Origin of the sequence: Sulfitobacter sp. EhC04, assembly GCF_001650875.1 — a bacterium.
Classification (GTDB): domain Bacteria; phylum Pseudomonadota; class Alphaproteobacteria; order Rhodobacterales; family Rhodobacteraceae; genus Sulfitobacter.
Window position 1 is genome coordinate 12,377 of record NZ_LXYI01000040.1, and the last position, 20,353, is coordinate 32,729.

20 protein-coding genes are annotated in these 20,353 nt (G+C 64.2%); 10 read left to right on the forward strand and 10 right to left on the reverse strand.

What is annotated here, in order from left to right:
* The first annotated feature begins 119 nt into the window (after nucleotides 1-119).
* Nucleotides 120-1,538: an FAD-binding oxidoreductase gene (locus tag A8B82_RS16420; protein WP_067294768.1), complete on the forward strand. Its 1,419-nt coding sequence runs from the start codon at nucleotides 120-122 to the stop codon at nucleotides 1,536-1,538.
* 73 nt (nucleotides 1,539-1,611) lie between these two features.
* Here A8B82_RS16420 and A8B82_RS16425 read toward each other — a convergent pair whose 3' ends face one another.
* The 3 genes from A8B82_RS16425 to A8B82_RS16435 form a co-directional block, all read right to left on the reverse strand.
* The gene (locus A8B82_RS16425; RefSeq protein WP_067294772.1) at nucleotides 1,612-2,142 is read right to left on the reverse strand and encodes an adenine phosphoribosyltransferase; all 531 of its coding nucleotides are present in this window, start codon (nucleotides 2,140-2,142) and stop codon (nucleotides 1,612-1,614) included.
* Entirely contained in the window at nucleotides 2,139-2,768 is a 630-nt protein-coding gene (locus tag A8B82_RS16430; RefSeq protein ID WP_067294775.1) for a LysE family translocator, read from the reverse strand. Before A8B82_RS16430 ends, A8B82_RS16425 begins: the two co-directional genes overlap by 4 nt.
* A 135-nt stretch (nucleotides 2,769-2,903) precedes the next feature.
* Nucleotides 2,904-3,776 carry an S-methyl-5'-thioadenosine phosphorylase gene (locus A8B82_RS16435; protein ID WP_067294777.1) on the reverse strand — a complete coding sequence of 291 codons (873 nt, stop codon included), beginning with the start codon at nucleotides 3,774-3,776 and terminating at the stop codon, nucleotides 2,904-2,906.
* 164 nt (nucleotides 3,777-3,940) lie between these two features.
* On the opposite strand from A8B82_RS16435, the gene A8B82_RS16440 reads away from it, so the two are divergent.
* Complete coding sequence (locus A8B82_RS16440) at nucleotides 3,941-5,077, forward strand: glycosyltransferase family 2 protein (RefSeq protein ID WP_067294780.1); 1,137 nt, start codon at nucleotides 3,941-3,943, stop codon at nucleotides 5,075-5,077.
* 174 nt (nucleotides 5,078-5,251) lie between these two features.
* A complete protein-coding gene (locus tag A8B82_RS16445; protein ID WP_067294862.1) occupies nucleotides 5,252-6,853 on the forward strand; it encodes a SulP family inorganic anion transporter in 1,602 nt (533 codons plus the stop codon).
* 54 nt (nucleotides 6,854-6,907) lie between these two features.
* Here the strand turns inward: A8B82_RS16445 and rsgA are convergent, their stop codons facing one another.
* Together rsgA and A8B82_RS16455 are read right to left on the reverse strand one after the other, a co-directional pair.
* Nucleotides 6,908-7,981 (reverse strand): ribosome small subunit-dependent GTPase A, encoded by a 1,074-nt coding sequence (gene rsgA, locus A8B82_RS16450; protein WP_067294783.1) that lies wholly within the window; start codon nucleotides 7,979-7,981, stop codon nucleotides 6,908-6,910.
* A 229-nt stretch (nucleotides 7,982-8,210) separates the two neighbouring features.
* Nucleotides 8,211-8,816 (reverse strand): flavin reductase family protein, encoded by a 606-nt coding sequence (locus A8B82_RS16455; protein WP_082899347.1) that lies wholly within the window; start codon nucleotides 8,814-8,816, stop codon nucleotides 8,211-8,213.
* Between the two features lie 81 nt (nucleotides 8,817-8,897).
* Here A8B82_RS16455 and A8B82_RS16460 point away from each other — a divergent pair, with 81 nt between their 5' ends.
* Together A8B82_RS16460 and A8B82_RS16465 are read left to right on the forward strand one after the other, a co-directional pair.
* On the forward strand, nucleotides 8,898-9,386 hold the full coding sequence (locus tag A8B82_RS16460; RefSeq protein ID WP_067294785.1) for a GNAT family N-acetyltransferase: 489 nt from the start codon (nucleotides 8,898-8,900) through the stop codon (nucleotides 9,384-9,386).
* Between the two features lie 45 nt (nucleotides 9,387-9,431).
* Nucleotides 9,432-10,199, forward strand: a complete 768-nt coding sequence (locus A8B82_RS16465; protein WP_067294788.1) for an EcsC family protein — start codon at nucleotides 9,432-9,434, stop codon at nucleotides 10,197-10,199.
* Nucleotides 10,200-10,230: 31 nt separating this feature from the next.
* Here A8B82_RS16465 and modC read toward each other — a convergent pair whose 3' ends face one another.
* Genes modC through modA form a run of 3 tightly spaced genes read right to left on the reverse strand, consistent with a single transcriptional unit; the run spans nucleotide 10,231 to nucleotide 12,709 of the window.
* Entirely contained in the window at nucleotides 10,231-11,319 is a 1,089-nt protein-coding gene (gene modC / locus A8B82_RS16470; protein ID WP_067294790.1) for a molybdenum ABC transporter ATP-binding protein, read from the reverse strand.
* Nucleotides 11,316-12,005 carry a molybdate ABC transporter permease subunit gene (modB, locus tag A8B82_RS16475; RefSeq protein WP_067294793.1) on the reverse strand — a complete coding sequence of 230 codons (690 nt, stop codon included), beginning with the start codon at nucleotides 12,003-12,005 and terminating at the stop codon, nucleotides 11,316-11,318. Before modB ends, modC begins: the two co-directional genes overlap by 4 nt.
* On the reverse strand, nucleotides 12,002-12,709 hold the full coding sequence (modA, locus tag A8B82_RS16480; RefSeq protein ID WP_235604717.1) for a molybdate ABC transporter substrate-binding protein: 708 nt from the start codon (nucleotides 12,707-12,709) through the stop codon (nucleotides 12,002-12,004). The genes modB and modA overlap by 4 nt, the downstream gene beginning before the upstream one ends.
* Before the next feature lie 138 nt (nucleotides 12,710-12,847).
* Between modA and A8B82_RS16485 the strand changes: the two genes are divergently transcribed.
* The 5 genes from A8B82_RS16485 (at nucleotide 12,848) to ptsP (ending at nucleotide 18,328) form a co-directional block, all read left to right on the forward strand.
* Nucleotides 12,848-13,327 (forward strand): NUDIX hydrolase, encoded by a 480-nt coding sequence (locus A8B82_RS16485; RefSeq protein WP_067294869.1) that lies wholly within the window; start codon nucleotides 12,848-12,850, stop codon nucleotides 13,325-13,327.
* Nucleotides 13,328-13,387: 60 nt separating this feature from the next.
* Nucleotides 13,388-13,843: a DUF1178 family protein gene (locus A8B82_RS16490; protein WP_067294794.1), complete on the forward strand. Its 456-nt coding sequence runs from the start codon at nucleotides 13,388-13,390 to the stop codon at nucleotides 13,841-13,843.
* Nucleotides 13,844-13,854: 11 nt separating this feature from the next.
* Nucleotides 13,855-14,499, forward strand: a complete 645-nt coding sequence (locus tag A8B82_RS16495; protein WP_067294797.1) for an SDR family oxidoreductase — start codon at nucleotides 13,855-13,857, stop codon at nucleotides 14,497-14,499.
* 170 nt (nucleotides 14,500-14,669) lie between these two features.
* A complete protein-coding gene (locus A8B82_RS16500) occupies nucleotides 14,670-15,908 on the forward strand; it encodes an aspartate kinase (RefSeq protein WP_067294800.1) in 1,239 nt (412 codons plus the stop codon).
* 173 nt (nucleotides 15,909-16,081) lie between these two features.
* Nucleotides 16,082-18,328 (forward strand): phosphoenolpyruvate--protein phosphotransferase, encoded by a 2,247-nt coding sequence (gene ptsP, locus A8B82_RS16505; protein WP_067294803.1) that lies wholly within the window; start codon nucleotides 16,082-16,084, stop codon nucleotides 18,326-18,328.
* Here the strand turns inward: ptsP and A8B82_RS16510 are convergent, their stop codons facing one another.
* Nucleotides 18,329-18,973, reverse strand: coding sequence for a GntR family transcriptional regulator (locus tag A8B82_RS16510; RefSeq protein WP_067294805.1), 645 nt, complete (start codon nucleotides 18,971-18,973; stop codon nucleotides 18,329-18,331). It lies immediately after the preceding gene.
* Nucleotides 18,970-20,328, reverse strand: a complete 1,359-nt coding sequence (locus A8B82_RS16515; protein ID WP_067294808.1) for a formimidoylglutamate deiminase — start codon at nucleotides 20,326-20,328, stop codon at nucleotides 18,970-18,972. Before A8B82_RS16515 ends, A8B82_RS16510 begins: the two co-directional genes overlap by 4 nt.
* Nucleotides 20,329-20,353: the final 25 nt, after the last annotated feature.

Here is a 20,353-nt window from a genome sequence, read left to right on the forward strand (position 1 = left end):
AAACAAGGTATCGCCGATGTCCCGGGAGCGCCGAAGGCGTGGCAGGGTATTGGCGTTTCAACATGAACTGGAAACGCTATTGGGCTTGCATCCGGTGCTGCGAGGGCTGATCAAGTGGCATGCTGAACCCTGCCGACAAAGATTTCGAAGCCCTTCTGCTGGAGCATCTGCCTGCCGAAGTCCTGCGCCCCGTCGAACCGCGCTATTCCGAAGAACCGCGCGGCTATTACAAGGGGTTGATCGGCCTGCTCGCCCTGCCGCGCACGGTCGAGGAAGTCTCAACCCTGATCAGATGCGCAAACAAGGCGCGGGTTGGCGTGATCCCCTATGGCGGTGGCACCGGATTGGTGGCGGCGCAGGTGATCCCGGACGGACCTGCGCCAATGGTTCTGTCGCTGGAACGGATGAACGCGGTGCGCGCGGTCTATGCGGACGAAAATGTGCTGGTGGCTGAGGCGGGCGTGATCCTGGCGGATGTGCAGGCGGCTGCGCAGGCGGCGGACCGGCTGTTCCCGCTGTCACTGGCCGCCGAAGGGTCGGCGCGGATCGGCGGAAACCTGGCCACCAACGCGGGCGGCACCGGTGTGCTGCGTTACGGCAATACCCGCGACCTCTGCCTGGGGCTGGAGGCGGTGCTGCCCGATGGGCAAATCTGGCACGGGTTGACCCGGCTGCGCAAGAACAACACCGGCTATGACCTGCGCAACCTGCTGATCGGGGCAGAGGGGACGCTGGGCGTCATCACCGCCGCCGCATTAAAGCTGTTTGCTCAGCCCGAACAGACCGGCACGGCGCTGCTGGTTGTGCCATCGCCCCGCGCGGCACTTGAACTGCTCTCGCTGGGGCGCAGCCAGTTGGGCGAGGCGATCAGCGCCTTCGAGTTGATGAACAGGCAGGGGTTTGACTTTCTGACCGAGGTACTGCCGGACGTGCGCCAGCCCTTTGCCACCCCGCCGGAATGGTGCGTGCTGATCGAACTGGGCCTGAACGGCGGGCTGGATGCCGCCGAAGCGATGGAAACGCTTGTTGTCGCCGCGATGGAGGCGGGGCTGGTCACGGATGGTCTGATTGCACAGAATGCACAACAGGCGGCGGATTTCTGGAATGTTCGGGAACAATTGCCAGAGGCCAATCGCATCATCGGCTCAATCTCCAGCCATGACATCTCCGTCCCGCTGCGCGCCTTGCCCGATTTCATCGAAGCGGGGGCAAGGCGCGTCGCCGATCTGGGTGATTTCCGGATCAATTGTTTCGGGCACCTGGGTGACGGCAACCTGCATTACAATGTCTTTCCCGCAAAGGGAAAATCCCGCAGCGCCTACATCGACCAACGCGACCTGGTGCAGCGGGCTGTGCACGATCTCGTTCATGAAGTTGGTGGGTCTTTCAGTGCCGAACATGGTGTCGGGCGGCTCAAGGTCGGGGAGCTGGAACGCTACGGCGCCCCCGCAAAACTCTCTGCGATGCGCGCGATCAAGGCAGCACTTGACCCCAATGGCATCATGAACCCCGGTGCAGTCTTGCGGGCCGGGACATAGGGACAACACCTCTATTCACCGTCTGAATCAGATGTCGTCGCGCCCTTGATCTCCGCCGATGGGGCCCTTTCCGTCAGTGACCCTCAAAGGCGCAAAGGGCATGCACCTCCATCCCCATCGCTTCCAGCCGCTTGCGGCCGCCCAGTTCCGGCAGGTCGATGATGAAGGCGGTCGAGACGATCTCGCCCCCCAGTCGCTCGATCAGCTTGATGCCCGCCTCGGCGGTGCCGCCTGTTGCCAACAGGTCGTCCACCACCAGCACTTTCTCCCCCGGCAGGATCGCGTCGTCGTGGATTTCCACGATCGCCTCACCATATTCCAGCTTGTAGTCCTGGCTGATGGTGGTGCCGGGCAGCTTGCCCTTCTTTCGGATCGGCACGAACCCGACGCTGAGCTGATGCGCGATGGCCCCGCCCAGGATGAAGCCCCGCGCCTCCAGCCCCACGACCTTGTCGATGTCGATCCCCGCATAGGGGTGCAGCATCTGGTCGATGGCCATGCGGAACCCGCGTGGGTCGGCGAACAGGGTTGTCACATCGCGGAACATGATCCCCTCGTGTGGGAAATCTACGATGGTGCGGATGTAATCTTCGACACGCTTCATGCGGTGGCCTTTCTCAGCGTTGCGGTCAGAACACCCATGCCGATCAGGGCACTGCCCCCGGCGCGGGTGATCCATGTCAGGATGGCAGGGCGCGCGATGACCCGGCGCAGCCGGTCCGCCAGCAGCGCATAGGCCAGCGCGTTCAACCCGGCCAGCCCCACGAATGTGCCGATCAGGATGGCGAATTGCGGCAGGAGTGCCGCGTCAGCGGTCACGAACTGCGGCACAAAAGCGATGAAGAAGGCGATGCCCTTGGGGTTCAGCGCCGTGACCGCCGCCGCATGGCGAAACACGCCCGCCGCGCCGGTATCGGCACTGCCGGGCAGGTCCAGCCCCTCGGAGGGGGCAGACCGGATCAGCTTGATCCCCAGCCAGATCAGATAGGCGGCCCCCACCCATTTCAGCACCGTGAACAGGGTGGCCGAGGCCAGCACAAGCGCACCCAGCCCGGCAAGCGACGCGCTCATTGCGACAAGATCGCCAAGCGCCACACCGGCGGCGGAGGCCAGTGCCACCGAGCGCCCCTTGCTGAGCGCATAGCTGAGCACCAGCAGAACGGTAGGACCGGGGATCAGCAGCAGGGCAGTGGAGGCCGCCACAAAAGTGAGCCAAAGGTCGAATGTCATGGTGGGCTCCTATACCCTGTTTCCAGCAGCAAAGACAGGATCGAGAAGGGGCTGCAACCCCCCGTTTTCATTGTTCCCAAAATACACAAATGCAACATCTGCCACGCAGGCCGTCATCCGCGTTTGTCGCTCAGGTCACAACACCCGCCCCGCAATCGCATCCAGCTTTGCCACCATTTGCGGGTCGCGCGCGCCCGGCTGGGTGATGATTGCGAACTCCAGCGCCCGGTCGCAGCCATGCGGGCAGGGCGCGCGGTCCGCCCCCAACAAGCCGGGCAGGCGTGCCACCATGTCGCGAGCCTTGTCGGCATTGCCCATCAGGGTGGCGATGATCTGGCTCACATCGACTTCGCCATGGTCGGGGTGCCAGCTGTCGTAATCCGTGATCATCGCCACAGAGGCATAGCAAAGCTCCGCCTCGCGGGCCAGCTTGGCTTCGGGCATGTTGGTCATGCCGATCACATCCGCGCCCCAGCTTTCGCGGTACATCCTCGATTCCGCGAGGGTAGAGAACTGCGGCCCCTCCATTGCCAGATAGGTGCCGCCGCGATGCACTTTAATGCCGCTGTCCCGCGCGGCACTCTCGCAGGCATCGCCAAGGCGCGGGCAGGTGGGATGCGCCACGCTGACATGGGCCACGCAGCCTGGCCCGAAAAAGCTCTTTTCGCGCGCCACCGTGCGGTCGATGAACTGGTCGACGATCACGAAGTCGCCGGGGGCCATTTCCTCGCGGAACGACCCGCAGGCCGAGACGCTGATGACATCCGTACAGCCCAGCCGCTTCAGGGCGTCGATATTGGCGCGGTAAGGCACGGAAGTGGGCGTATGCACATGGCCGCGCCCGTGACGCGGCAGGAACGCCATCGCAACGCCGTTCAGCGTGCCGGTCAGGATCGCGTCTGACGGTTCGCCCCAGGGCGTTTCCACCCGCGTCCATTCGGACCCTTCCAAACCGTCGATGTCGTAAATGCCGGAGCCGCCGATCATGGCTATCCTGGTCGAAATCATGGGTCTGTACCCCGTGCTGGCTAGGTTCAACTGTGCGCAGGACCACACAGAATGTGCCAGGGTTCAAGCCCAAACCGGTGCAACCTTGACAAGAGCAGCGCCAGAACCGTTTATCAACAGAAAGTTAAGCCGTCCCACAATGAGGGCGGACCTGAGGTAGATGCATGTTTTACGCCCCCGCTGACAGCGATGCGCGTTCCGATTGGGGCGTTGTGTGTACCTGTCGTGAACCGACCCAACTGGTCGTCGCCTGGGCCGCGCATTACGTGGCGCTGGGCGCGGCGGAGGTGCGCATCTTCCTCGATCAGCCGCAACCGGAGCTGGAATCTCTGCTGGCAAAAATCCCGCAGGTCATTGTGACAGTCTGCACGCATAAGTATTGGCGTCAAACCCTGAACAAGCCGCGCCCGGACATCGTGGAATACCGACAGCTGGTCAACGCGTTTGAGGCCTACAAAGACACGAAACTGTCTTGGCTGGCGCATTTTGACGCGGATGAATTCCTGCATTCTGACGTCCCGATCGAGGACATCCTGCTGGCCCAGCCGCGCGAGATCGACTTTGTCGTGGTGGAACCGCGCGAGCGCGCTTTTGTCGAGGGTCAGCCGCAGGAGAGCCTTTTTGATGGCGTTTTTCGCCAGCCCACGCCGCAGAACTGGGGCCAGGCCCCGTTCCTGTTTGGCAAGGCCATGCGGTTCCTCCGCCAGGGCGTGCTGGGGTATCCCCATGGCAAAAGCTTCACGCGCACGGGCCAGCCGATGGTGCCCGGCATCCACACACCGCGCCGCCCCGCCAGCCACCGCCGCCTGAAACTGCGCGGCTGGGCCGTGCAGCGCGCGCGCCTGCTGCATTTCGACGGGCTGACCGGGTTGCATTGGTCGTCCAAGCTGCTGCGCGCCGCAGCCACCGGGGGGCACCATCAGTTCACCAAGAAGGCGGCGCGCGACAGCCACCGCGCCAAGCAGATCGTGCATATGCGCAAGCTGGAAAATTCGCTGCAGCAGGCCTGGAACATGCACCAGATGCTGAAGGTGGTGCCGGTGGACCAGCTGGGGCGATTGAAAACACTGGCTCTGATCGAGCACTACAACATTGATCCCGCCCGCGACATCGACGCCCTTGGGCTGGGGGTTGCGATTGACCTCAGCCGGGCCGCCTTTGACGAGGCGCTGACCCGCAACACTGAGGACTTTGCCCGATGGCTGCCCGAATGGGAACGCCTGACCCATGCCGCGGACAGCGCCAGATCGGCACGAGACAAGCGCAGCATACGCAAAACGGCCGCAAAAGCCTCACGGTGACGGGACACATCGGGCGATCCCGCCTTTCCATCCCGGCCATTCTCCATTAGGGGGGGCGGCATCACGGCCTGCCATGCCGGGCCACTTTCCCAACGCCCCTGCAAAGGATGCCTCACCGTGCGCGCCACGCTTCACGCCTTCACCAAAAACCTCGATGTCACCGATCTGCGTTGGATGCCGGGCGAAGGTTTCTCTGCGGGCCGACTGCGGATCGAACTGCTGTCCGGCCTGACCGTCGCCCTGGCCCTGGTGCCGGAGGCCGTGGCCTTTGCCTTTGTCGCTGGGGTGCATCCGCTGGTCGGGCTCTACGCGGCCTTCCTCGTGGGTCTGATCACCGCGCTGATCGGCGGGCGGCCTGGCATGATCTCGGGTGCGACGGGCGCGCTGGCCGTGGTCATGGTGGCCCTGGTGGCCCAGCACGGGGTGGAATACCTTTTTGCCACCGTGGTGCTGATGGGGCTGATCCAGATCTTCGCGGGTGTCATGCAATGGGGCAAGTTCATCCGGCTGGTGCCGCATCCGGTGATGCTGGGCTTTGTCAACGGGCTGGCCATTGTTATTTTCCTGGCCCAGATGAGCCAGTTCAAGGTGCCGGGCACCATGGTGGACACAGGTCACGGCATGGGCGGCGGTGAATGGCTGTCCGGCCAGCCCCTGTATCTGATGCTGGCGCTGGTCGCCGCGACCATGGCGATCATCTGGGTCACGCCGCGCGTGACCAAGCTGATCCCGGCACCGCTGGCGGGGATTGGCATTGTTGCGGTGGTGGTCATCGCGACCGGCATGAATGTGCCGCGCGTGGGCGATCTGGCGTCGATCGAGGGCGGCTTCCCGCCGTTCCACCTGCCCTTTGGCGAGGGGCTTGGCCTTTATGGCACGGCGCTGGCACCCTTTACGCTTGAAACGCTTTACATCATCGCGCCTTACGCGGTGATCCTGGCAGCCATCGGGCTGATCGAATCCCTGCTGACGCTGAACCTTGTGGGTGACCTGACCGGCACGCGGGGCGGTGCGAGCCAGGAATGCATTGCGCAGGGCGTGGCCAATACGGTGACGGGTTTCTTTGGCGGCATGGGCGGCTGTGCGATGATCGGCCAGTCGATGATCAATGTGAAATCTGGCGGGCGCACCCGCGTCGCGGGCATCGCCGCTGCGGTCTTCCTGCTGCTCTTTATCCTTGTCGGCTCCTCTTTGATCGAACAGATTCCGCTGGCGGCACTGGTCGGCGTGATGTTCATGGTGGTGATCGGGACCTTCGCCTGGAACTCCCTGACCATCCTGCGCAAGGTGCCCTTGATGGACGCCTCCGTGATCCTGCTGGTGACAGTGGTGACGGTCTACAAGGACCTTGCGGTTGCGGTGGTTGTCGGCGTGATCGTCTCGGCGCTGGCCTATGCCTGGAACAACGCCCGCCGCATCCACGCCAAGAAATATGACACGCCGGAAGGTGCCAAGGTCTATCAGGTCCAGGGCCCGCTGTTCTTCGGCTCTGCCGAGGGTTTTTCCGAACTTTTCGACGTGGCGAACGACCCCTCGCGGGTGATCGTGGATTTTGCCGACAGCCGTGTGGTCGATCAATCCGCGCTTCAGGCGATCGAGGCGATGGCGGTGAAATACGAGGCTGCGGGCAAGGTGCTTGAACTGCGCCACCTCAGCCGCGACTGTCACCGCCTGCTGACCAAGGCGGGGCACCTTGTTGTGGACAGCGACGATGACCCCGAATACGAGCTTGCGGTCAATTATCAGGTCCGCACGGGTATTCTGGGCGGTCACTGAGCCATCAACGGGTTGGCGCGGACGGAAGGTTCATGTTCCTCCGTCCGCCACCGGTTACTTGCGGTTGTCTTTCACAATGCCGCGCACCATCTTGCCAAATGCGCGGTCCTTGGCCCGCCGCTGTGACAGCGTGGCGGAATTGAACGCCTCTTCCGCCAGCAGCTTGCGCCAGCGCGCCAGTCGGTTGCCGTCGATCTGACCGGCCTCAAGGGCAGCACGCACGCCGCAGCCCGGCTCTGTCTCATGGGCGCAGTCGTTGAACTTGCAGGATGCCGCCAGTGTGGCCAGATCGGCAAAGGTTTCCTCCAGCCCGGCCGAGGCATCAGTCAGTTGCAACTCGCGCATGCCCGGCGTGTCCAGCACGGCACAGCCTGCGCCGGTGATGTGCAATTGCCTGTGCGAGGTGGTATGCCGCCCGCGCGCGTCATCCTCGCGGATGGATTGCGTGGCGGCCTGCGCCGTTTCCGACAGGGCATTGGTAAGCGTGGATTTGCCCACGCCGGAAGACCCCAGAAACGCGACGGTCTGCCCCGGTTTGCACCAGGGGGCCAGCGTATTGCGGGCGTCATCCCCCCGCGCATCCAGTGCCAGAACCGTGATCCGCTCCGAGATGCTGCGCGCCTCGGCCAGGTAGGGGGCCGGATCGTCACTCAGGTCTGCCTTGGTCAGCAGGATCACTGGGGTGATCTGTGTCTCCATCGCCAGGGCCACATAGCGTTCCAGCCGGGCCAGATTGAAATCGGCGTTGCAGGAGGTGACAATGAAGGCGGTGTCGATATTGGCGCCGATAAGTTGCGCTTTGCGGTCATGCCCCGCAGCGCGGCGTTTGATCAGGCTCTTTCGGGCCAGAACACGGCTGCGCTGCGGATGATCCGCGTCGAAAAGCAGCCAGTCGCCCACGGTCGCCTCCGGCCCCGGCGGGATCTCGGTGGCAAAGCCGTCGCCCGCAACCCGAAGACCGGAACGGTGGACTTCCACCACCCGGCAAGGTGGCGTGGCGGCCATTTCGTCGACGTCCGTTTGCTGTGCAAAGAAGGTCTGCCAGCCAAGCCGGATCAGCGCAGAGAGTTCTTGTCGTGGAAGGCCGGACTTCTCCGGGCCAAGAAATTGGGAATAGTCCCGTGTCATCGTTGTGATCTTTCATGTCGCACCGGCCATCGCCGGTTGGTAATTTCCAATGGTCCACGCACACCTGTTGCACCCCGCGACGTTGCGCAGGACATTGCTGTCAGGGTGTGCATCGGGGTGGCGCGCTGCCGCCCCACATTACCGGGACATGAAATCTCCATTCTGGCTGGAAACAGGATAGGGCCGTTCCGCAGAGCGATCAAGCCTGCACGGGGCGCAGGTTGCGGCGTCACTCGTCGCGGCGGGCCAGTTCGAACACGTCGCGGACGGCGGTGTATTCGTGGTATCCCATCCGGCTGAGCGGGATGTAAGTCGCGCTTTCGAACTTGCCGTCCACCACGCAGTCGTCGCGCAAGTGGATGCCGGTAACTTCGCCCAATACGACGAAATTGTTCTTGCCCACCAGAGAAACAACCTGAGTCAGGCGGCATTCAAGTGCTGCGGGCGCATGGGCCACGCGGGAGCAGGCAATCGTCTCACATTCGGCCTTTTCGATACCCACATAGGCAAATTCGTCAATATCGCGCGGCAGCATCTCGGAAGAGGCGTTCATCGCATCACGGTCGGCCAGGCCGACGACATTGACGCAGAACACCCCGGTTTCACGAATATTGGCCACGTTGTCCTTGGTATCGCCCGCGTCCTCTTTGGTTCCGGTCGAGGAAAACATCACCTGCGGCGGTACATAGGCCGAGCCATTGAAGAATGAATAAGGTGCCAGATTGTCGTGGCCATCCTTCCCTCGGGTAGAGATCCAGCCAATGGGACGGGGCGTGATGAGGGCGTTGAACGGGTTGTGTGGCAGGCCGTGGCCGTCTTTGGGGCGGTAGAACATCGTTTGCTCCATGATCGTTTGCCCCATGGCTATCTGCATGTTAGGGCCTTTGCCACCGCAAACCTAGAACGGCCGCCCCCCTTGTACCAGTTCAGACCCGAAAAACCGGACGACCATTGGGAGGTCGAAGCACTTTATGACACCTGTTTCGCGCCGGGGCGCGAGGCGCTGTCCTCGTACCGGCTGCGCGATGGTATCCGTCCGGTGCCGGGCCTCAGCCGGGTAGCGCGGGATGAGGGCGGCATTCTGGCCGGGGCGATCCGCTATTGGCCGGTGCATATCGGCAAGACCGATGCGCTTCTGCTGGGTCCGGTTGCGGTGCATCCAACCCGGCAGGGCGAAGGGCTGGGGCGTGACCTGATCGAGGACAGCCTCGCGCTGGCTGCCCCGCTGGGCTGGGACCGCGTGATGCTGGTGGGCGATGCGCCCTATTACGGGCGGTTCGGCTTTGTACGGCTTGACGGGGTGGTAATGCCGCCGCCGACGAACCCCGACCGCGTGCTGGGCAGGGCGCTTGTTGCCGGTGCCTGGGATGGGGTCAGGGGCGATGTCACGCGCTGGGCGGATTGAAAAGCCCGCCCGCCTGACCCACATTGACGGGATGGAGGACTGCGCATGGACATCAAGACCAACCTGCCTGCCGCGATAGACGTCGAAGTGGAACTTGACCGGCTGGCAAAGCGCTACCGCGCGGCCAACGGGCTGGGGATGAGTGTGCTCAACCTGATCGGCGGCAGTGCGGAGAACCTGCTGGATCGTCTGCCAAAGGCGCTGCGCGCGAACCTTGAACGCGCCACGATCAGTGCCCTGCAACAGGCGATGAAGGCGGCCCATTCCAGCCGCAGCGTTGTACCGGATCAGAAAAGCTGGCTCAATCAGGCGGTCTCTGCCGCGATGGGGGCGGCGGGCGGTGCGGGCGGTTTGCCTACGGCACTGGCCGAATTGCCGGTCACGACAACGCTGCTGCTGCGGGTGATCCAGGGGGTCGCTGTCGAACATGGCTTTGATCCAAACGCGGAGAACGTGCAATTCGATTGCGTGCAGGTCTTTGCCGCCGCCGGACCCTTGTCGGGGGATGACGGGGCCGACCTGGGTTTTCTTGCCGCGCGGATGACCCTGACGGGCAAGGCGATGCAGGCCGTGGTGCATCGTGTTGCGCCAAAGCTTGCGATTGTCATGGGGCAGAAACTGGCCGCCCAGACCGTGCCGGTGCTGGGTGCGGTGGCAGGGGCGGCGACGAATTACGCCTACACCAGCTATTATCAGGAAATCGCCCAGGTTCATTTCGGTCTGCGCAAACTTGCCATTGATGCAGATGTGCCCCATGCGGAGCTGCTCAAAGGATTGGAAGCGCGCATGACGCGCGCCCCGGTCAAGACCTGATCGAAGCTTTGCGGCAGAGCTTGCCGACCCGTTAACGCCCGATGCTGCCCGGTGCGACAGTGGTGGCTTTGAGGATGGCATAGCAGGACATGCCGGGCACCAGTGCCATTTCACGCACGGCGCGGGCGGTGACGCGCGCCAGCAGCCGGTCGCGGCCTGCGCGCAGCCCGATGGCGGCACCCGGCCCGTCGCCGGGATGCACACTGTCGATCACGACAGGAAGGACATTGACCGATGACAGGCCCTCGGGCCGGTCCCGCGACAGGATGACATCCTGCGCCAGCACCCGCAGCCGCACCCTTGCGCCAACCGCGGCCTGTACACCGGGCAATTCCAGCACGCCCGCGTCGATCCGAAGGGTCGAAAGCCCATCTTCGGCATGGGCAGTGATCTCGGCCTCGATGACCGCACCGGCCTCGCGCACCCCCAGCAGTGGCACCGCGGCAGGGTCGGCCATCACGTCGTAAAGCGGCCCTTGGGCGCGCACCTGTCCATCCTGCAACAGCACCAGCGTGTCGGCCAGCCGCGCGACCTCGTCCACGGCATGGCTGACATAGAGGATTGGCAGCTTCAGCGGGCCGTCGCGCAAGCGTTCCAGATAGGGCAGGATTTCCTGCTTGCGTGGCCCGTCGAGGCTGGCCAGCGGTTCATCCATCAGCAACATGCGCGGGTGGCTCAGCAGCGCCCGCCCCAGCGCCACGCGCTGTTTTTCACCGCCCGACAGGGTTGCGGGGGCGCGGTGCAGCAGGTCGGACAGGCCCAGAAGGGAGACCACATCGTCAAATCCCGCGCCCGTCGCATCCGCCGGGCGGAACCGTGCCCCGAACATCAGGTTGGCGCGCGCATCCATATGCGGAAACAGCCGCGCGTCCTGAAACACCACACCAAGCCGCCGGGCGGCAGGCGGCACAAAAAGGCCGGTCTGCGCATCGAACAGGCGCACGCCGCCGACATCCACATGGCCCGCATCGGGGCGCAACAGGCCAGCGACGGCATTGATGACAGTGCTTTTGCCCGCGCCGGAGCGGCCAAAGAGCGCGGTAATCCCCGGCCCGGCCCTGCAGGCCACGTCCAGCGAGAAACCGGCAAAGCGGTGCCGGATGTGCAGATCAAGGGTCATGTGCCTGCGATCCGTGCTGCCACCCGGCGTGCCAGTGCCTCTGACAGGACCACGGCACCCAGCGCCACCACGCAGGCCATGATCACCATTGCGACCGCCTGGCCCTCACCCCCCGGAATTTGCAGCGCGGACCAGATCGCGCTGGGCAGGGTCTGGGTCTGGCCGGGGATGTTGGCCACAAAGGTGATCGTGGCACCGAACTCGCCCATCGCCTTGGCAAAGCCCATCACCGATCCGGCCAGGATGCCCGGCAGGATCAGCGGCAGGGTGACATGGGCAAAGATCGCGTAGCGCGGTGCGCCCAAGGTGGCGGCGGCCTGCTCCAGCTTCGGGTCCACAGCCTCGATCGCAAGGCGCATGGCGCGCACCATCAACGGAAATCCCATGACGATGGCCGCCAGCACCGCGCCGGTCCAGTGAAAGGCCAGCGTCAGCCCCAGCGATTCCAGCAGCTGTCCTGCCGGGCCGGTGCGGCCAAAGGCGATCAGAAGCAGGTAGCCGGTGACCACCGGTGGCAGCACCAGCGGCAGATGCACAAGCGCGTTCAGCGCCGATTTGCCCCAGAAGTCACGTCGCGCCAGCAGCCATGCCACCCAAAGCGCCAGCGGCATCGCCAGAACCGTGGCCCAGCAGGCTACCCAAAGCGACAGGCGCAGGGCCTCCCATGCGGCGGCATCCACGCTCACGGCGCGCGAAACCCGTGCCGGGCAAAGACCGCGCGAGCCTGCGCGCTGTCCAGCAGGCTGAGAAAAGGTGCGCCGGTCGCGGTCAGCGCCGCCGCCGGATAGGTGATCGGGCCGGAAAGGGGCGCGGGGACCTCGTAAAGCACCGATACGCCCGGTTCTGCCGCCGCATCCGTGGCATAGACGACACCCAGCGGTGTTTCGCCACGCGCCACCAATGCCAGGGCGGCCCGAACATTGTCGGTTTCGGCCAGATGGGTGCTCAGATCGTCCCATAGTCCGGCGGCACGCAGCCAGGTCTGGGCATAGGCACCGGCGGGCACCGCGTCGCGCTGGCCCATGGCCAACCGGTTGCCGTTCAGTCGCGGGGCAAGATCGTCGGGGCCGTCCAGCGGGGTGGCTCCGGCAGGGCCGATCACAACCAATGTGTTGCGGGCCACGTTTCTGGGTGTGCTTGCGCCTGCGACGCCTTGCTCGGCCAGCCAGCCCATCCAGAGCGGGCTGGCCAGAACGATCACATCCGCCGGTGCCCCCGCCGCGACCTGCCGCGCCATAGTGCCGGACCCGCCGAAAGACAGTATGACCTCTTGCGGTGACAGCTTTGCGATATCTTCCAGCACACCACGCAGGGAGGCGGCGGCAAAGACCGTGATCCGCTCTGCCTGCGCGGGGCTGGCGAGCGAGAAAAACAGGCAGAGAAGGGGCATCAGGCGCATCATCAGGCGCACTATCGACGATGGGTCCGGGGCGCACAAGTCCTGCCCATTGGTGGTGGCCTTTGCCGGTTGATCGCCTATACTTGGGATGCAGGCAGGATGTTTTGGCAGGACCCGTTGAAAGAGCTGATGATCAAGCAACTCCCGATTTCGCTGCATGGCGCGCGAAAGGACGAAATGCGGACCCAATTCGCGGCGCTGTGCTATCGCGTCCGGCGCGGCAAGGTGCAGGTATTGCTGGTCACCTCGCGCGGCTCGAAACGCTGGATCGTGCCGAAAGGCTGGCCAATGGATGCAAAGACACCCGCCGCCTCTGCCCTGCAGGAAGCCTGGGAGGAAGCCGGGGTCACGGGGCGGGCCGATAACCGCTGTCTGGGTGTGTTTACCTATGCCAAGGAGATCGGGCAGACCGGCGATGTGCCCTGTCTTGCCATGCTCTATCCGGTTGCTGTCAAATCGCTGTCCAAGCAATTCCCCGAGAGCGACCAGCGCCGCCGCACATGGGTATCGCGCAAGAAGGCCGCGCGGATGGTGTCGGAGCCGGAACTGGCCCGGCTGATTCTGGATTTCGACCCCCGCATTGTGGCGGGGTCCAAAGATGTTTCTTGACGCGTCCAGGGCGCGCACCCATCTCAATAGGGATAAGATAACAGGAGACGGTCTGCGGCCATGATCAGCTACACCCTGAAATGCGAGGCAGGCCACAGCTTTGACAGCTGGTTCCAGTCTGCTGCGGCATTCGAAAAGCTGGTGGCGGCGCGTCAGGTGACCTGCGTGGAATGTGGATCGCATGGTGTGACCAAGGCGGTGATGGCCCCGCGCCTGTCGAAGGGGCCGCAGACATCTGCGCCCGATCAGCAGACGCCGGAGGTGGCAGATACGCCCATGCTGAGCGCCCCTGACACGGAAATGCAGCAGGCGCTGGCAGAGCTGCGCCGCAAGGTCGAGGCAAATTCGGACTACGTCGGGGACCGGTTTGCCCGCGAGGCGCGGGCGATGCATCTGGGCGAAAAACCCGCACGTTCGATTTACGGGGAGGCGCGGCTGGACCAGGCGCGCAGCCTGATCGAGGACGGCGTGCCGCTGATGCCGCTGCCGTTCCGTCCGAAACAGAAACTCAGCTGAGAGGCCGGACCATGACGATCCTGATCACGGGTGCCAACCGGGGCATCGGGGCGGGCCTTGCCGCGCATTTTCGCGCGCAGGGCAAAGAGGTGATCGGCACCGGCCGGTCGGTTACCGCGCAGATCCAGCTGGATGTCACCCGCCCGCAAAGCCACGCGGCCATGGCGCAGGCACTGGGGAACACGGCGATCGACCTGCTGGTCTGCAATGCCGGGGTTTATCTGGACAAGGGGGCCGATCTGGATACCGGCTACGGTGCCGACCTCTGGGCGCAGAGCTTTGCCACCAATGTGACCGGCGTCTTTCTGACGGTGCAGGCGCTGTTGCCGCATCTGCGCCGGGCAGGCGGGGCCAAGGTGGCCATCATCGCCTCGCAGATGGGGTCCACCACCCGCGCGCCGGGGGGCAGCTATATCTATCGCGCCTCCAAGGCGGCGGCGCTGAACCTGGGGCGCAACCTGGCCACGGACCTCGCGGGGGAGGGGATTGCCGTGGGCATCTATCATCCCGGCTGGGTGCAGACCGACATGGGCGGCGCGACTGCCGAGATCACCACGGAGGAGGCGGTGCGCGGGCTGGCACAGCGCTTTGCCGCGCTGGAGCTTGAGACAACGGGGTGTTTCGAGACATGGGATGGCCGCGCGCACGCCTTTTGATGCGAAAAGGAGCGGCTGCGCCGCACATGATGTCTGGATTTGGGTTCCCCAAATCGGTGCGAGGCGCTGCCTCGCGCTCCGGTATATTTTTGGAACAATGAAAGGGGCGCAGGCTTGCAGTGGGCAGCGCTTGCGCGTAAACCCCGCCGGGATTGAAAGGCGGGGGTGATATGCCTGTTTTGGTGATGAAATTCGGCGGCACGTCGGTCGCGACCCTTGACCGGATCAGACGCGCGGCCAAGCGCGTGGGCGTGGAAGTGGCCAAGGGCTATGATGTGATCGTCATCGTGTCGGCGATGTCGGGCAAGACCAATGAACTGGTCGGCTGGGTGAACGAGACATCACCGCTCTATGATGCGCGCGAATATGATGCGGTTGTGTCCAGCGGAGAGAATGTCACTGCCGGGCTGATGGCGCTGACCTTGCAGGAGATGGACGTGCCGGCGCGGTCCTGGCAGGGTTGGCAGGTGCCGGTGCGCACCACCTCGGCGCATTCGGCGGCACGGATCGAGGAGATCCCGCCCGCGAACATCCGCGCCAAGTTCGAAGAGGGCATGCGGGTGGCGGTTGTGGCCGGCTTTCAGGGTGTCAGCCCGGAGGGTCGGATCACCACGCTGGGCCGGGGCGGATCGGACACCACCGCCGTCGCCTTTGCCGCCGCCTTCGAGGCGGAGCGCTGTGATATCTATACGGATGTGGACGGTGTCTATACCACTGATCCGCGGGTGTCGTCCAAGGCGCGCAAGCTGGACCGGATCGCCTTTGAGGAGATGCTGGAGCTGGCCTCGCTTGGGGCCAAGGTGCTGCAGACCCGGTCGGTCGAACTGGCGATGCGCTACAAGGTCAAGCTGCGGGTCCTGTCGAGTTTCGAGGAACAATCCGACGAGGCGGGAACGCTCGTTTGCGATGAGGAGGAAATCATGGAAAGCAATGTGGTCGCAGGGGTCGCGTTTTCGCGCGATGAGGCGAAGATGACGATGGTGTCGGTTGCGGACCGCCCCGGCATCGCCGCGACGATCTTTACCGCGCTCAGCGATGCGGGGGTCAATGTGGACATGATCGTGCAGAACATCGCGGAAGAGGGGCGCACGGATATGACATGGTCCTGCCCGGTGGACCAGGTCAAGCGCGCCGAACGTGCCATTGCCGGCGCCAAGGAAAGCGGCGTGATCAATTTTCAGGAATTGATCGCGGACGAGGATGTGGCGAAGGTGTCGGTCGTGGGCATTGGCATGCGCAGCCACACCGGGGTGGCGGCCAAGATGTTCCAGGTGCTGCGCGACGAGGGCATCAACATCAAGGTCATCACCACCTCCGAGATCAAGATCTCGGTCCTGATTGACCGCAAGTACATGGAGCTGGCTGTCCAGGCACTGCATGATGCCTTTGAACTGGACAAGGCGGCCTGAGCCCTGGACGCGTGCATCACGGCACCCTGAACAGGGTGCCGCGAAATTGGGCAGGCATGACCCCTGTGCGTCGGTAGCCGCGCCGCGGATACACGCTGAGGTGGACAGTCAGGCACTTTCGGTTTTCTGTGGACTATGCTCTAAGCCGGAACAGCAAAGGGGGGCGCGTCAGCATGGCAGAGCGTTTTGAAACCGAAAGCCGCAAGCTGCTGGGCCGTCTGCGTGATGCCATGGCATCCGATGATGCGGGCCAGGCGCGTCTGAACAAGATCACCCATCTGATTGCCACATCCATGGGCTGCGAAGTCTGTTCCATCTATCTGTTCCGGGACGAAGATACGCTTGAGCTTTGCGCGACAGAGGGGCTCAAGGCGGAAGCGGTACATGAGACACGGATGCGCATGGGGGAGGGGCTTGTCGGCCGTGTGGCCAAGCGCAAGCAGGTGATCAACACGCCGGATGCACCCCAGGCGCCAGGTTTCCGTTTCATGCCGGAGACGGGCGAGGAAATCTATTCGAGTTTCCTGGGGGTGCCGATCCAGCGGCTTGGGGAAACCCTGGGCGTTCTGGTGGCGCAGTCCAAGCAGGTGCGGGAATTCTCTGCCGACGAAGTTTACGCGCTGGAAGTGGTCGCCATGGTGCTGGCCGAAATGACCGAACTGGGCGCTTTCGTGGGCGAGGGGGCAGCGATGTCCGCGCGCCATTCACAGCCGGTGCTGTTGCGCGGAACGGTGGGGCAGGAAGGCGTGGCCGAGGGCCATGTCTGGCTGCACGAACCGCGCGTGGTTGTCTCCAATCCCATCGCGGATGACCCGGTGCTGGAGGAACAGCGCCTGAACGATGCGGTGGACCAGCTGCGCGTCGGCGTGGATCAGATGCTGGCCATGGCGGGGGGCGACAAGGACCAGACCCAGGTGCTGGAGGCCTACCGCATGTTTGCCAACTCCAAGGGCTGGATGCGGCGGATGTGCGAAGACATCCAGAGCGGGCTGTCCGCCGAAGCGGCGGTCGAAAAGGAACAATCGCTCGCGCGGTCCCGCATGGGGCAATCCACGGACGCCTATCTGCGTGAGCGGCTCAGCGACCTTGACGACCTGTCGAACCGGCTGCTGCGCATCCTGACCGGGCAGGGTAATGACACCGGGGCGGAATTGCCTGCGGACCCGATACTGGTTGCCCGGAACATCGGCCCGGCGGAACTGTTGGAATATGGCCGCTCGTTGCGCGGGATCGTGCTGGAAAACGGCTCTGTCGGGTCACATGCGGCGATTGTCGCGCGGGCGCTGGCGATCCCGCTGGTGGTCCATGCGGGCCGGATCACCAATGATGCGCTGAACGGCGATCACATTATGGTGGATGGCGAGCAGGGCGTTGTGCACCTGCGGCCGGATGAAAGCGTGGCCTCGGCGTTTCGCGACAAGATTGCGATGCAGGCGGCGGCGCAGGAAAGATATGCATCCATCCTTGACCTGCCTGCGCAGGCGAAATGCGGGGCCGTGGTGTCGCTGCACATGAACGCGGGGCTTATGGCGGATCTGCCCTCGCTCACCTCCTCGGGGGCGGAGGGTGTGGGGCTGTTCCGGACCGAACTTCAGTTTCTGGTGCGCAACCAGATGCCCAAGCGGATGGAACTTGCCGCGCTTTATTCAAGGGTGTTGGACGCCGCCCATGGCAAGCGGGTGGTGTTTCGCACCCTCGATATCGGGTCGGACAAGGTGCTGCCCTATATGAAACCCAATGATGAGCCGAACCCGGCGCTGGGCTGGCGCGCGATCCGGGTGGGTCTGGACAAGCCGGGTGTGATGCGGATGCAACTGCAGGCGCTGATCCGCGCGGCGAACGGGCGGCCCCTGACGGTAATGTTCCCCTTTGTCGCGCAGTTTGAGGAATTCCGTGCCGCGCGTGCCGAGATGGACAAGACACTGGCGCGCGAGGAAAGGCTGGGTCATGTGTTGCCCTCCAAGATCGAAGTGGGCGCGATGCTGGAAACACCCAGCCTTGCCTTTGCACCGAAGAAATTTTTCGAAGAGGTGGAGTTCCTGTCGATTGGCGGCAACGACCTCAAGCAGTTCTTCTTTGCTGCTGACCGCGAGAACGAGCGCGTGCGCCGCCGCTATGACACCCTGAACCTGAGCTTTCTGAATTTCCTCGAAGGTATCGTTCAACGGTGTCGGGAGACCGGAACGGATGTTTCGTTTTGCGGCGAGGATGCGGGCCGGCCCGTCGAGGCGGTCTGTTTCGCGGCCATCGGTCTGCGGTCGCTGTCGATGCGGCCTGCCTCTATCGGGCCGGTCAAGAGCCTGTTGCGGCGGTGCAATCTGGATGAGGTGCGTGCAATCATCGAAAAGGCGCGCGACGACGGGGACATGTCGGTGCGCCCGGCGGTCATGGAATACCTGCGCGCCCAGCATTCGGCGTGATCAGATCTGCAACCTGACAACGTGACCGGGCGCATGGGCAAGCCTGACGCGCGTGATCCGACCCGCCTCGCTGAAGGTCTCGCGGTAGAGGATCAGCAGCGGTGTGCCTTCGGGACAGTCCAGGTGTCGGGCGTCGGAAGCCGTCGCGCCCTCTGACATGTAAGACATGTTGCCGTGGTCGAAAGGGGCGTTCTGGACCAGCCATTCGTTTGCGGACAGGGTGGTAAAGTCAGCACTTGCCGCCGCAGGCATATGGGTCAGATCAATTTCGCGGTCTTCTAGACCGTAGGCGGTGCCATCGGCCTGGTGCAGGGTCTGCAAACTGAGCAGGTCGCCTGTGACTTTCCGGCTCAGCAGCCTGTGGCCATAGGTTTTCCCCAGCGCTTCGACTTCCTTGCGCAGGACCGCGACGGACATCTGCGCGCGCCTCAGCGGTGACAGCGCGACTCTGGTCCCGGCGCGCCTGCGACGCTCCAGCCAGCCGTCATCGGCCAGCGCCTGAAGTGCGCGGTTGACGGTGGCGCGGGCGCAGCCAAATTCACGGGCCAGCGCGACCTCTCCGGGGATCAGCCCGCCGGGCGGCCAGTCGCGGTTCTGGATGCGGCGCAGGACCTCGGCCTGTACAGTTTGCCATCCGGTGCTCACATCACGTCCTCAAGCCGCCGCAGGGTGGCGCGGTAGGCTGTGGTGATCGCATCGCGCGCAACATGTGCGCCGTCCTTGACCACATGACGCCCGGCGGCCCAGACATCGCTGACCGCGGCGTCGGTGCCTGCGAAAATCCATGTGTCCAGCAGTTGATCGCCCTTGCGCCCGATGAAATCCGTGGCATCGCCGCCAAGGGCCACCAGATCGGCCCAATGCCCCGGCGCTATCTGGCCTGCATCTCGCCCGGCGGCCTGCGCCCCGCCGGCACAGGCCATGTCATAAAGCACGCGTCCGGTGGAATGATCCGGCGTGGCCAGAACCGCGCGGTTCTGCGTCACAAGGCGTTGCGAATACTCCAGCGTCCGCAACTCCTCTTTCAATGAAATCAGGATGTTGCTGTCCGAACCAATTCCCCAGGTGCCGCCTGCATCCGCCCATTCAACCGCGTTGAAGATACCGTCCCCCAGCGAACTTTCAGTAAGGGGGCACAGCCCGGCGACAGCGCCCGACTGCGCCAGCCCGCGAGTCTCGGCCCTGGTCATCTGGGTGCAATGGATCAGACACCAACGCGGCCCGAGGTCGAGGTGATCGAGCGCCCAGGTCACCGGGCGCGCGCCATAGGCGGCCTTGATCTCCTCCACCTCGGCCTGTTGTTCGGCCAGATGCATGTGCAGCGGCCCCCTGAACTGCTGGAGGTGGCGCAACGCATCGGGTGTGACGGCGCGCAAGGAATGCGGTGCCACGCCCAACCGCGCATCCTCGGCAAGGCCCGCCACCGCCTGTTCCGCACCACCCATGATCTGCATGTAGCCGTCCATATCGTTGCCGAACCGCACCTGACCGGGGGCCAGCGCCCGGCCATCGACGCCGCCCTGCATGTACATCACCGGCAGCAACGTCAGGCCGATTCCGGTCTGATCGGCGGCGGCGCAGATGCGTTGGGCCATCTCGGCGGGTGCGTCATAGGGGCGGCCACCGGGCCGGTGGTGCAGGTAGTGAAATTCAGCCATGGCGGCAAAACCGGCCTCCAGCATCTCCATTTGCACCTGCGCCGTGATCGCCTGCACGTCGTCCGGGGTCAGCTTGTCAAGGAACCGGAACATCAACTGCCGCCAGGTCCAGAAACTGTCCGTCTTGTCCGCGCCGCGCTGTTCGGTCAGCCCGGCCATGGCCCGTTGGAACGCGTGACTGTGCAGGTTTGTCGGGGCGGGCAACAGGATGTCGACGCTTGTGTCGGCGTCTTGCAGCCCCCCGGTGACAAGGTCGGTGATGCGCCCCTCATCAAGGTAGACGGTTACATCGCTGGCCCAGCCTTCGGGCAAAAGCGCCGTTTTCGCGAGTATGCTCTTCATGGTCTGCCCTCTTGACGACTCGGGG